Origin of the sequence: Clostridium sp. CM027 (genome assembly GCF_024730565.1) — a bacterium.
Classification (GTDB): Bacteria; Bacillota; Clostridia; order Clostridiales; family Clostridiaceae; genus Clostridium_AD; species Clostridium_AD estertheticum_B.
Map to the genome: position 1 here is coordinate 3699100 of NZ_CP077725.1, position 13775 is coordinate 3712874.

Sequence of the window (13775 nt, forward strand, 5' to 3'; positions counted from 1 at the left end):
TCTCCAAATATTTCCAAATACCTTCTATAATAAATTAAATTTAATAAGGCCATTGTAAAATTTAATTAAACACTTAGCAGGAATGTATAGTAAAGTACTAAGATTAGGAGTTTTATCGGGTTAAGGGTTAGTTAATAGTGCCGTTAAATTTAACGACACTATTAACAATGGAAAAGGTTATTTTTGCTTAAATTCTTGCTGTAAGTACTTTTGAAAGTCTTGGCATCGTAATAATATTTTCTATATGGATTTTTATTTAAAAAAATTCATGAAGAATACAATAGTTGGGATACCTATGAGGTCAATTAGAAATGCTCCGACTAATGGAACTATTAAAAATGCCTTTGGAGATGGACCATATTTTTCAGTAACAGCTCCCATATTAGCTATAGCATTTGGAGTAGCGCCAAGACCATGACCTGCCATACCAGCTGCCATAACGGCTGCATCAAAATCTTTTCCAAGGAATTTAAATACAACAAATACTGTGTATAATATCATAAATATTACTTGTGCAGTAACTATTATTAATAATGGTCCTGCAAGTCCTACAAGTTCCCATAACTTCAATGTCATTAATGCCATTGAGAGGAAAATTCCAAGGGACACGTTGCCCATTAAATCTATGGTGTAATAATCAAGTTTAGCGATGTGTATTTTATCATTTATATTTCTAAAAGCTACAGATACAAACATAGCGCCTACATATCCAGGTAAAGAAAGGCCTGTAGCTGTTGAAAACCATCCGCTGGCAATAGACCCGATTGTCATACAAACAGTTATTATTGCCATATGAGCCATAACCATATTCGTTGTGATTTTTGTATTTCCTGTGTCGCTTACTACATTTTCAAAGGATTTTACGTCATAGTTATCTGATGTACTAGGTTTTAATTTGTGTTTGTCTATTAAATGCTTTGCAATGGGGCCCCCGATAAGACCACCAGATATAAGACCAAAAGTGGCGGCAGCTATAGCTACGGTAGTAGATCCTGCAATACCCATAGCCTCAGCAGTTTTTCCAAAAGCGGCTGCTGCACCATGTCCACCTTCCATTGAAACTGAACCTGCCATAATACCAAACATAGGGTGAATTCCAGTAATCTTTGCAAATACAATGCCTATAACATTCTGTGAAATAGCAAGGACTCCACATAGCAGCCAGTAGATAATTAAACATTTTCCACCTTTTTTAAGTAATTTAAAACTTGCGCCAAGTCCAATAGTCGTAAAGAAAGCTATCATAAAAGGAGATTGAAAAGTTGTATCCATACTAATTGTTATTAGACCGCTCTGTTTTAAAACAAGGGCAAGTATTGAAAATAGTAAACCTCCAATTACAGGGGCAGGAATACAAAACTTTCTAAAAAAAGCTACCTTTTTTATAAGCCAGTAACCTAATAGTAATAATAAAATTGCGGTTGCTAAGGTTGCTACCATATCAACCTTGAGAGTAAGTAAATCTTCTACTAATTCTGTTTTCATAATTGCTCCTCCTTTAACATCAAGACAATGTAAACGTTGTCTTGATTAATTTTATTATACCACTTTCTAATTTTAACAGTGCTAGACATCTATAGAAACATAAGAGTGGTTTTAATAATATATGTAGAATTAAATGCTATATGTTCGATAAAAAAGTATCAGTTAATTATTTAGTAATAAGGATTCGTTTAGAGAGGATTTATAATAGATTTGAGATAATTAGTAAATAAAAACTGTATATTGAAATCAGTTCCAGATATTAAGGATCCACCAATCTGATACTTTAGGGAAATCCTTAATTGAATATGTGAAAAACTCTAGGGAACGGGGGTTTTGGTAAATCATTAGACTTTTCAAAGGCTTAAAAGAATATAAATAACTGTAAGGAGTGATTTATATGAAGTTGATATATATATTATTAGTTGTAAAAGTATTGTATAGTGGAAAAGCTAATCCGAAAAAAATAGTAAAAACAATTAAAAAGGAGTCTAAGTTTTGGGGTAAATTAATTACTGAAATCAGTAAACATTATAAGTAGGTTTGTATCTATATAAAAACGTTACAACTTCACTTGTGAAAACATAGGGTTTCCATCTTTATCTAACAATACAGTAATTCCTCCAGCATAATCCTCAATATTAATTAAATAATTTGTTACTGTGTCTGTATCTACAAGTATTTTACAACGTACTGCTAATGCATCAGCCCGATTGCATACAGTTTTAAATGTTTTATTTCTTATCTTATCATTCTTATTAAACATTTTTTCCTCCTATATTTTTTATTTCGCAATATTATTAAATATAGCCAAAAATTAAGGTTGTATACTTAATAGGGGGAGACTTTTGTTATTTGACGACAGTTTCTCAAAAAAATGTTTCTATGTTGATAATAATTAGCCATGTGTATCAGGATGAGAAACATTGAATTATTTAGACTAATATGTAGAAATATGAATGTAATCTAGCTAGAGTAGCTATGTTGTGAAATTATGCTCTTATTTATGTGATAGAATACTCCTTGTCGTCACAAACGAGTGGCACGATAAGCTAACTGTTGATAACTATTTAGTATGTTTTCAAATGAAAATAAATTAAAAAAATGTTGACAAAACAAGAAATACCTAGTAATATAGTAGAAGTCGTCACATGATGACAAAGCGAATTGGTCTTTGAAAATTAAACAGAGAAATAGGTAAAGATAGCGAAATAATATTTCGTTAAACCAGTTAATTACTTTAGTATAAAGTAAAATTTAGTCGTAAGACTAAAAGTATGTAATGAGCTTGCGTAACAACTTAACAGTTGTCGCAGATTAATCATTTCAACTAAAAAAGTGTAAACTTTTAAATTGAGAGTTTGATCCTGGCTCAGGACGAACGCTGGCGGCGTGCCTAACACATGCAAGTCGAGCGATGAAACCTTTCGGGGTGGATTAGCGGCGGACGGGTGAGTAACACGTGGGTAACCTGCCTCAAAGAGGGGAATAGCCTCCCGAAAGGGAGATTAATACCGCATAATATGTTTTGGTCGCATGATCGAAACATCAAAGGATTTTTCTTCGGAAAATTCCACTTTGAGATGGACCCGCGGCGCATTAGCTAGTTGGTGAGGTAACGGCTCACCAAGGCGACGATGCGTAGCCGACCTGAGAGGGTGATCGGCCACATTGGAACTGAGACACGGTCCAGACTCCTACGGGAGGCAGCAGTGGGGAATATTGCGCAATGGGGGAAACCCTGACGCAGCAACGCCGCGTGAATGATGAAGGCCTTCGGGTTGTAAAGTTCTGTCTTCTGGGACGATAATGACGGTACCAGAGGAGGAAGCCACGGCTAACTACGTGCCAGCAGCCGCGGTAATACGTAGGTGGCAAGCGTTGTCCGGATTTACTGGGCGTAAAGGATGCGTAGGCGGACATTTAAGTCAGATGTGAAATACCCGAGCTTAACTTGGGTGCTGCATTTGAAACTGGGTGTCTAGAGTGCAGGAGAGGTAAGTGGAATTCCTAGTGTAGCGGTGAAATGCGTAGAGATTAGGAAGAACACCAGTGGCGAAGGCGACTTACTGGACTGTAACTGACGCTGAGGCATGAAAGCGTGGGGAGCAAACAGGATTAGATACCCTGGTAGTCCACGCCGTAAACGATGAATACTAGGTGTCGGGGGTCGAACCTCGGTGCCGCCGTTAACACATTAAGTATTCCGCCTGGGGAGTACGATCGCAAGATTAAAACTCAAAGGAATTGACGGGGGCCCGCACAAGCAGCGGAGCATGTGGTTTAATTCGAAGCAACGCGAAGAACCTTACCTAGACTTGACATCCCCTGCATAACCCAGAGATGGGCGAAGTCCTTCGGGACAGGGTGACAGGTGGTGCATGGTTGTCGTCAGCTCGTGTCGTGAGATGTTGGGTTAAGTCCCGCAACGAGCGCAACCCTTATCATTAGTTGCTACCATTAAGTTGAGCACTCTAGTGAGACTGCCCGGGTTAACCGGGAGGAAGGTGGGGATGACGTCAAATCATCATGCCCCTTATGTCTAGGGCTACACACGTGCTACAATGGTGAGTACAAAGAGATGCAAGACCGCAAGGTGGAGCCAAACTCAAAAACTCATCCCAGTTCGGATTGTAGGCTGCAACTCGCCTACATGAAGCCGGAGTTGCTAGTAATCGCGAATCAGCATGTCGCGGTGAATACGTTCCCGGGCCTTGTACACACCGCCCGTCACACCATGAGAGTTGGTAACACCCGAAGTCCGTGAGGTAACCGTAAGGAGCCAGCGGCCGAAGGTGGGATTGATGATTGGGGTGAAGTCGTAACAAGGTAGCCGTAGGAGAACCTGCGGCTGGATCACCTCCTTTCTAGGGAGTAGATGTATTGACTTCGGTCGATGCAATAGAAGAATATTAATTTGTTCTTCAAAAATATCTATTGTAATTAATCGTACCTAGTTCTCTGTTTAATTTTGAGAGACTAATTTTATCTAACTCTTAGGAGTTAGATAATGAATAGTTTTTCTTAAAATGTTCTTTGAAAATTGCACAGTGAAAAAAGTTGTTTTAAAAAAATTAAAACTACGCAAGTAGTTTATAAATTGATTTAATACAATTTCGCAAAATTAATATAACCGTCTATGTAAATAGACAGAATCAAGGTCAAGCTACAAAGGGCGCATGGCGAATGCCTTGGCACTAGGAGCCGAAGAAGGACGCGTTAAGCTGCGATAAGCTTTGGGTAGGCGCAAATAGCCTGTGATCCAAAGATTTCCGAATGGGGGAACCCACATAGTAACAACTATGTACTGCATACTGAATAAATAGGTATGCAGAGGTAGACCCGGGGAACTGAAACATCTAAGTACCCGGAGGAAGAGAAAGAAACATCGATTTCCTAAGTAGCGGCGAGCGAAAGGGAAAGAGCCCAAACCCAGGTCTTTGATCTGGGGGTTGAGGATAGATCATAAATACTGCAATTCCTTAATTGAAGATAGCTGGAAAGCTGCTCCGCAGAAGGTAATAGGCCTGTAAATGAAAAGGAAAAACAGTCAGATCTAATCCAGAGTACCACGAGACACGTGAAACCTTGTGGGAAGCTGGGAGGACCACCTCCCAAGGCTAAATACTACCTAGTGACCGATAGTGAAGAAGTACCGTGAGGGAAAGGTGAAAAGAACCCCGGAAGGGGAGTGAAATAGAACCTGAAACCGTGTGCCTACAACCGGTCGAAGCACTTTATATGTGTGACGGCGTGCTTTTTGTAGAACGAGCCAACGAGTTACGATATGTAGCAAGGTTAAGTACTTAAGGTACGGAGCCGAAGGGAAACCAAGTCTGAATAGGGCGCATAGTTGCATGTCGTAGACCCGAAACCGGGTGACCTATCCATGGCCAGGATGAAGCGGAAGTAAAATTCCGTGGAGGTCCGAACCACGTTGGTGTTGAAAAACCATGGGATGAGCTGTGGATAGCGGAGAAATTCCAATCGAACTCGGAGATAGCTGGTTCTCCTCGAAATAGCTTTAGGGCTAGCGTCGATTAATTGAGTAATGGAGGTAGAGCACTGAATGGGCTAGGGGCTGACAACAGTTACTGAACCCTATCAAACTCCGAATGCCATATACTTTTATTTCGGCAGTCAGACTGCGAATGATAAGATCCGTAGTCAAAAGGGAAACAGCCCAGACCATCAGCTAAGGTCCCAAAGTGTAAGTTAAGTGGAAAAGGATGTGGGATTTCTAAGACAACTAGGATGTTGGCTCAGAAGCAGCCACTCATTTAAAGAGTGCGTAATAGCTCACTAGTCAAGAGATCCTGCGCCGAAGATGTCCGGGGCTAAAACTTACCACCGAAGCTATGGGTGTACACAATTGTGTACGCGGTAGAGGAGCTTTCTGTACTGGCTGAAGTCATACCGTAAGGAGTGGTGGACGGTACAGAAGTGAGAATGTTGGCATGAGTAGCGAGAGTTAAGTGAGAATCTTAACGGTCGAAAACCTAAGGTTTCCTGAGGAAGGCTCGTCCTCTCAGGGTTAGTCGGGACCTAAGCCGAGGCCGAAAGGCGTAGGTGATGGACAATCGGTTGATATTCCGATACCACCAATGGACGTTATTAGAAATGGGATGACGCAGGAGGATAAGATGTGCACACTATTGGATGTGTGTCTAAGCATTTAGGCGGAGCAGACAGGCAAATCCGTTTGCTCTTAACGCTGAGATGTGATGGGGAAGGGAATTTATTCCTGAAGTATCTGATTCCACGCTGCCAAGAAAAGTCTCTATCGAGGATATTGGTGCCCGTACCGCAAACCGACACAGGTAGGTGAGGAGAGAATCCTAAGACCATCGGAAGAATTGTTGTTAAGGAACTCGGCAAATTGACCCCGTAACTTCGGGAGAAGGGGTGCCTACGTAAGTAGGTCGCAGAGAATAGGCCCAAGCAACTGTTTAGCAAAAACACAGGTCTCTGCTAAAGCGAAAGCTGATGTATAGGGGCTGACGCCTGCCCGGTGCTGGAAGGTTAAGGGGATTACTTAGCGCAAGCGAAGGTATGAACTTAAGCCCCAGTAAACGGCGGCCGTAACTATAACGGTCCTAAGGTAGCGAAATTCCTTGTCGGGTAAGTTCCGACCCGCACGAATGGCGTAATGATTTGGGCACTGTCTCAACAACACATCCGGCGAAATTGTAGTGCAAGTGAAGATGCTTGCTACCCGCGATTGGACGGAAAGACCCCGTAGAGCTTTACTGTAGCTTAGCATTGAATTTCGGTATTGTCTGTACAGGATAGGTGGGAGACTGAGAAACATGGGCGTCAGCCTGTGTGGAGTCATCCTTGGGATACCACCCTGACAGTACTGAGGTTCTAACTGGAGGCCATGAATCTGGTCACAGGACATTGTTAGGTGGGCAGTTTGACTGGGGCGGTCGCCTCCAAAAAAGTAACGGAGGCGCCCAAAGGTTCCCTCAGCGCGGTTGGAAATCGCGCGAAGAGTGCAAAGGCAGAAGGGAGCCTGACTGCGACACTTACAAGTGGAGCAGGGACGAAAGTCGGGCTTAGTGATCCGGTGGTACCTCGTGGGAGGGCCATCGCTCAACGGATAAAAGCTACCTCGGGGATAACAGGCTGATCTCCCCCAAGAGTCCACATCGACGGGGAGGTTTGGCACCTCGATGTCGGCTCGTCGCATCCTGGGGCTGAAGTAGGTCCCAAGGGTTGGGCTGTTCGCCCATTAAAGCGGCACGCGAGCTGGGTTCAGAACGTCGTGAGACAGTTCGGTCCCTATCCGTCGCGGGCGTAGGAAATTTGAAGGGAGCTGTCCTTAGTACGAGAGGACCGGGATGGACAAACCTCTGGTGCACCAGTTGTCACGCCAGTGGCATCGCTGGGTAGCTATGTTTGGAAGGGATAAACGCTGAAAGCATCTAAGCGTGAAGCCCACCCTGAGATGAGATTTCCCATAACTCGCACGTAAGTGCGGTGTTAGTAAGACTCCTGGAAGACCACCAGGTTGATAGGTTAGAGGTGTAAGCATGGTAACATGTTCAGCTGACTAATACTAATAAGTCGAGGGCTTGACCTAAATAAATAATTAAAAGTAATGCGATATACTTCTTTCGTAAGAAAGAAGCGAGGCTTTGAGCGTGAGCGAAAAGACTAATTCACTGTGCAATTTTCAGAGAATATTTATATTCTCAATCTGGTGATTATGGCATGAAGGTAACACCCGTTCCCATACCGAACACGAAGGTTAAGCTTCAATGCGCCGATGGTACTGCAGGGGTGACCTTGTGGAAGAGTAGGTTGTCGCCAGGTAAGAAAAAACCGCTAAGTTTAACTTAGTGGTTTTTATTTGGTTAAATACAATTACATTTTTGGATTTTAGTGACACTTTAATTTTAGGAGAATATACTATAGGGACAAGATCCATACTTCTAAAAAAAAGGGGTATTCAGTATGAATAAAAGATATCTATCAGGTATTGTCTTTATAGTTGTGGTTATGATAAGTGGATGTACTTTAGCGAATAAATCGGAGGCTGCGGTGAAATTGCCTCCTAGTGACGCAAAAATATATCAAACTAACGTTAGAGTGTCTCAAAATACTATACAAAAAGAAAATGTACAAAATAACAGTATTAAACTTTTAGCTCAAAAAAAACAACAGCCAATTGCTCAAATAATATTTAAGCAAGGAAATAAGGGCAGTAAAGTTAAGGAAATACAGCAAAAGCTTAATAAATTTGGTTATAAACTTTATGCAGATGGAGACTTCGGACGATTAACCTATTATGCGGTTATAGACTTTCAAATGAGAAATAAGCTAATCAAAGATGGCATAGTAGGTAATTTAACACTAAAGAAACTTAATATGAAACCAACTTCACAGTCTATGTATAAACCACCAGTAATACAAAAATATACACCTAAAGTTTCAGTTTCAAACAATTCGTTAGAAAAAACTATAAACAGTAAGAACATTTATAGTTCAACTGCTTATTTTATATGGATTGATTTATCTCACCAAAGGGTAAATATATTCAAAGGGTCTAACAGAAAATGGAATCTTGTTAGATCAATGGTTTGTTCTTCAGGAAAATCAAGAACACCAACAGTTAAAGGTAATTTTACCGTTGGAATTAAAGGAAGCTACTTTATTTCAGATGGAGGCGCTAGGTGTAAATATTATACTCAAATAAGAGGTAACTATTTATTCCACAGCGTACTATACGATAGAAAGGGTAATTATGTTATAGATAACACCCTTGGAGTTCCTGTATCTCACGGATGTGTAAGGTTAGCTTTAAAAGATGCTAAATTTATATATGATAATATTCCAGCTAGAACTGCTATTTGGAGCAAATAAAAAGTAAGTTATAAAAGGATATATACTCGAAAATAAGAATTCCATTTGGTATTCTTATTTTTATTGTATGCTACAATGTGTTAAGTTATTCTTTAGTTATGCTTAATAGCTCTATTTTATAATTTCCATCAGGAGATGCTACTTCTACTATAGTTCCTACTGTTTTTCCGAATAATACCATTCCTATTGGTGACTCAATACTAAACTTGCCATTTAATATATCCACTTGTAATGTTGTTACAAGTTCTATTTCTTCGATATCATCGCTACCTTCAAATTTTATCATTAATTTATCACTTATATTTGCCCCTTTAGTATTATAAATAACATCATCTATAACTTCAGCGGTTCTAATCATTTTTATTAAATATCCCATTCTTCTGTAGTTTTCGTACATATTTGTTTTGGCAGCTTTATATTCAGCATTTTCACTTCTATCACCGTGAGCAGCAGCTATCATTTTTTCATGTGCAATTTCCATGGTTAAAGGACCTTTACGATAATCAAATTCTTTTTGAAGGTCTTCAAGATCTTTTTTAGTAAGCTTATTATTCATTTTAGCACCTTCTTTTATCTTTTTTACAGATTGTTTACTATATAATTTAATAGTACATTTATAATTATATTTCTTAAAAAATCTGGAGTATTACTTGTATATTTTACTATTGAACTTGCCGTTTTTCAACTTTTTTCAGTAAGTACTGTTATTCTTCCATCCACATGACCACCAATGATCATAAGTTAATGATAGCATTAATAACTCCATCTAAGTCTATAAGGTATTTTATTGTGGGCATTTATGTAAACATTTACAAATAAAAAGCACCTCCGAAACAAATCTTCATGATTATTATAAATATGTAGAAATATGTTTAAAGTTTTTTATCCAAATCTTGAGAATAATAGAGTATAATAAAAGAAGTCATTGTAAGTAATATAAATAAAAAAATATTAAATATGAAGATGAGAAAAACAACTTAAAGAGGGGGTTGTAAATGCAATCAATATTAAGAACAGCAATTGAAAACAGTAAAAAAATTACGAAAGATGGACAAGTAGCAACGTATATTCCTGAACTTGCAAAGGGGGATAGAGATGCTCTTGGAGCATGTATATTTGACATATGCGGTAATATTATTGTAGAAGGTGACTACCTAACAAAGTTCACTATTCAAAGTGTATCAAAGGTGGTAATCCTTATATGTGCTCTTATTGATAATGGAAAGGATGTAGTTTTTTCTAAAGTAGGTAAGGAACCTTCAGCGGACCCATTTAATTCATTGGTTAAGTTAGAAATGAAGGAGACACATAAACCATCAAATCCGTTTATAAATGCAGGTGCAATAGTTTGTACATCCCTTGTGGAAGGAGATAATGGGATAGAAAAATTCAGTAAAATTCACAATATGATGAAAAAATTAGCAAATAATAATGACATTGAGGTGAATTATTCAGTTTATAACTCTGAAAAATTAACTGGGAATACAAACAGAGCTATTGCTTACTATCTAAAGGGAGCAGGCATAATTGAAAAGGATGTAGAAGACGTATTAGACGCATACTTTAAATGCTGCTCAGTTGAGGTAGTTGTTGAGGATATAGCAAGAATGGCATCAGTAATTGCAAACAATGGAGTAGCACCATGGTCAAATGAACGGTTAATTCCAGAGTACATCAATAAAATAGTTAAGGCTATTATGATGACCTGTGGATTATACGACAGATCCGGAGAATTTTGTATTGAGGTTGGTGTTCCTGCTAAAAGCGGAGTAGGGGGATGTATTATGGCTGTTGTTCCAAACCGTATGGGAATAGCAGTTGTAGGGCCAGCACTTGATATGTACGGAAATAGTATTGCTGGAACGAGAGTTCTAGAAGAACTTTCTAAAGAACTCAATCTAAGTATCTTCTGATTTTTCTAAGAAAATACATAATAGGGTATGGTGATGATAGAAAAAAGTTATTATATTTCAGTATTTAAATTATTAGAAGGAGTGTGACAAAATGTTAAATTTATTAAATTCTATTGTAACATCAGTTAATAACATACTTTGGTCTTACGTGCTCATAATTTTACTTATAAGTATTGGAGCATATTTTACTATTCATCTTAAGTTTCCACAGTTCAGATTTTTCTCTCATACATTTAAACTTCTTAGGAATGGTAGAAAAACCTCAGATGGCAAGGAAGGTGTGGCGGTATCATCATTTCAGGCATTCTGCATAAGTGTTGCTTCTCATGTTGGTACTGGAAATCTTGCGGGGGTTGCAATAGCCGTAACAGTTGGAGGTCCAGGAGCAGTTTTCTGGATGTGGGTTATAGCTCTTTTAGGTGCAGGCTCAAGCTTTGTTGAAAATACATTAGCACAGATTTATAAAGTAAAGGGTGAAAACGGATACAAGGGTGGTCCTGCATACTATATGGAAAAAGCGCTTGGCAAACGAAAGCTTGGTTTAGTATTCTCAGTACTTATAACTATATCATTTGGACTTGTATTTAATTCAGTTCAGGCAAATACTGTAACATTAGCGTTTGAAGGAGCATTTGGTATTACAAGATTCTGGGGGGGTATGATCCTGGTAGGACTTACTGCTTTGGTTATATTTGGTGGGGTTAAGAGGATAGCAAAAGTTGCAGAGATTCTAGTACCAGTTATGGCTGTAGCCTATGTATTCGTTGCATTCTTTGTAATTTTCAAAAATATAGCTCAAGTTCCAGCTGTATTTAAAATGATTTTCCAAGGTGCTTTTGGTTTAAAGCAATTTACAGGCGGCGGAATTGGTGCAGCGATTATGATGGGTATTAAAAGAGGCCTATTCTCAAATGAAGCAGGTATGGGAAGTGCCCCAAATGCAGCGGCTACAGCGGATGTAAGCCATCCTGTTAAACAAGGTATTGTGCAAGTATTTGGAGTTTTCCTAGATACTATAGTAATATGTAGTGCAACAGCATTTATTATTTTAATTTCTGGGGAACAGCTAAATAACGGACTTACTGGAATAGAACTGACACAGGTAGCATTAACCTCGCAGGTAGGTAACTGGGGCAATATATTTATAGCTGTATGCATTTTCATGTTTGCGTGGAGTTCTATAATTGGAAACTATTATTATGGTGAGTCAAATATTGAGTTTATGAATGGAAATAAAATATGGCTTACTACTTTTAGAGTAGGTGTACTTGGTATGGTATTTTGGGGGTCAATGTCTTCAATAAGTATTGTATGGAATATGGCAGATTTATTTATGGGAGCAATGGCACTCATAAATCTTGTTGTTATTTTCAAATTAAGCAAGGTACTTCCAAAGGTAATTAAGGATTATGCAATTCAAATTAAACAAGGTAAAGATCCAGTATTTCATGCGAATTCTATTGATGGACTTAGCAATACTGAGTGTTGGGATAAGGATTAGTAGGGTATTCTAATAGTATATTTAAATCGGTTATTGAACAGGCCATATACGGTGTATATTTTTAGTATATGGTCTGTTTTTATATATTATAAAAAAATTCTTTATGAATATTAGGGAAGCAAGATTTTTCATATCATAAATTTTATTGGAATTATTTTTAAAAGTGTTAGAATTAATTAACTTGGTATATAATGATATTATTAGATAGAAAAGTAGTTTTAAAATAAATTATAAGGTGTGTTGACATGGAAGAGTTAAGAAGCGCGATTAATGAAATATTAAAGCAGGATATTTTAAAATTAGTTATTAGTAATAAAATGAATAAAGATGTACAGTATAATAAAATAACATTCGTATTGAAAGAAGATGATGTAAAGCAATATTATCAAATAGAAAAAAACACCGATAAGCAAGCTTTCCATGAGAATATTACTATAGATGTTTTAGGAGAAAAAATACTAGAATATGTATCAGCGAGTTATAAACAAGTAGATGCTTGGTCAAATACAATTACATTTGATTTGAAAATATCTAAAAAAGGTAAAGTTCATTTAGGGAAGAAAAAAAGTGATAATGTAAAAATTGCTAATAAAGGACATAACAAAGAAAAAAATTATATTCTTAAAGAGGGTATGATAATAGAGCCTCTTATAGATTTAGGCATTTTTACAAAAGAAGGCAGGGTTGTTAATTCAAAATATGATAAGTATAAGCAAATAAATAAGTTTGTTGAAATTATTGATGAGGAAATTAAGAAGAATAATTTTAAGGAACTTACTATATTAGATTTTGGATGTGGAAAATCTTACTTAACATTTGTATTATATTATTACTTTGTTGAAATCAAAAAAATCAATGTAAAAATGATAGGACTTGATCTTAAGGAGGATGTAATTAAAGAATGTAATGACATATCTAAAAGATACAATTATGAAAACTTACATTTTGAGCTAGGGGATATAAATGGATTTAAATATGATAATAAAGTTGATATGGTAATTACATTACATGCGTGCGATACAGCTACTGATTATGCTTTATATAATGCGATAAAGTGGAATAGTAATATGATTTTCTCTGTTCCTTGCTGCCAACATGAATTCAATAGCCAAATTAAAACAGAGTCATTATCGATACTAACAAAGTATGGAATAGTACAAGAAAGGGTTTCGGCACTTATGACAGATTCAGTAAGAGCAAATCTTTTAGAAAGCGTCGGATATAAAAGTCAGCTTCTAGAATTTATAGATATATCACACTCTCCTAAAAACATATTAATTAGAGCTTCAAAAGCTAATATATCTAAGGATAAAAAAGAGAAAGCATTATCTGAAGTTAATATTTTAATGAACCAATTTAATTTAAATTCAACATTATTTAATTTATTAAAAAAAGATAATTTAATTTAAATTATATCGATTAATATGGATAACATAATGATAGCTTAATCAATCTAATTTAAATTCAACATTCTTTAATTTGTTTTAAAAATATAATTTTAATTTATTTTT

8 protein-coding genes and 3 rRNA genes are annotated in these 13775 nt (G+C 37.2%); 8 read left to right on the top strand and 3 right to left on the bottom strand.

Annotated features, from left to right (window positions below):
• Positions 1 to 252 precede the first annotated feature (252 nt).
• Positions 253 to 1485 carry a sodium/glutamate symporter gene (gene gltS / locus KTC92_RS17615; protein WP_220287364.1) on the bottom strand — a complete coding sequence of 411 codons (1233 nt, stop codon included), beginning with the start codon at positions 1483 to 1485 and terminating at the stop codon, positions 253 to 255.
• Positions 1486 to 1882: 397 nt separating this feature from the next.
• Here gltS and KTC92_RS17620 point away from each other — a divergent pair, with 397 nt between their 5' ends.
• Complete coding sequence (locus KTC92_RS17620) at positions 1883 to 2023, top strand: hypothetical protein (protein ID WP_216303239.1); 141 nt, start codon at positions 1883 to 1885, stop codon at positions 2021 to 2023.
• Positions 2024 to 2044: 21 nt separating this feature from the next.
• On the opposite strand, the gene KTC92_RS17625 is transcribed toward KTC92_RS17620, so the two are convergent.
• On the bottom strand, positions 2045 to 2248 hold the full coding sequence (locus KTC92_RS17625; protein ID WP_216303238.1) for a DUF6440 family protein: 204 nt from the start codon (positions 2246 to 2248) through the stop codon (positions 2045 to 2047).
• A gap of 583 nt (positions 2249 to 2831) precedes the next feature.
• Here KTC92_RS17625 and KTC92_RS17630 point away from each other — a divergent pair.
• The 4 genes from KTC92_RS17630 (at position 2832) to KTC92_RS17645 (ending at position 8850) form a co-directional block, all read left to right on the top strand.
• Positions 2832 to 4349 (top strand): 16S ribosomal RNA (locus tag KTC92_RS17630).
• 292 nt (positions 4350 to 4641) lie between these two features.
• A 23S ribosomal RNA gene (locus tag KTC92_RS17635) occupies positions 4642 to 7567 on the top strand.
• A 116-nt stretch (positions 7568 to 7683) separates the two neighbouring features.
• Positions 7684 to 7800: ribosomal RNA gene (gene rrf, locus KTC92_RS17640) — 5S ribosomal RNA — on the top strand.
• The 16S, 23S and 5S rRNA genes sit together here, the layout of an rRNA operon.
• A 141-nt stretch (positions 7801 to 7941) precedes the next feature.
• The gene (locus KTC92_RS17645) at positions 7942 to 8850 is read left to right on the top strand and encodes a peptidoglycan-binding protein (protein WP_216304463.1); all 909 of its coding nucleotides are present in this window, start codon (positions 7942 to 7944) and stop codon (positions 8848 to 8850) included.
• A gap of 85 nt (positions 8851 to 8935) precedes the next feature.
• Here the strand turns inward: KTC92_RS17645 and KTC92_RS17650 are convergent, their stop codons facing one another.
• Entirely contained in the window at positions 8936 to 9406 is a 471-nt protein-coding gene (locus KTC92_RS17650; RefSeq protein ID WP_220287768.1) for a GreA/GreB family elongation factor, read from the bottom strand.
• Between the two features lie 439 nt (positions 9407 to 9845).
• On the opposite strand from KTC92_RS17650, the gene glsA reads away from it, so the two are divergent.
• The 3 genes from glsA (at position 9846) to KTC92_RS17665 (ending at position 13673) form a co-directional block, all read left to right on the top strand.
• Positions 9846 to 10763, top strand: a complete 918-nt coding sequence (gene glsA, locus KTC92_RS17655) for a glutaminase A (RefSeq protein ID WP_220287770.1) — start codon at positions 9846 to 9848, stop codon at positions 10761 to 10763.
• Positions 10764 to 10854: 91 nt separating this feature from the next.
• Positions 10855 to 12264: a sodium:alanine symporter family protein gene (locus KTC92_RS17660; protein WP_220287772.1), complete on the top strand. Its 1410-nt coding sequence runs from the start codon at positions 10855 to 10857 to the stop codon at positions 12262 to 12264.
• 245 nt (positions 12265 to 12509) lie between these two features.
• Positions 12510 to 13673: an SAM-dependent methyltransferase gene (locus KTC92_RS17665; RefSeq protein WP_220287775.1), complete on the top strand. Its 1164-nt coding sequence runs from the start codon at positions 12510 to 12512 to the stop codon at positions 13671 to 13673.
• The last annotated feature ends 102 nt before the right edge of the window (positions 13674 to 13775 follow it).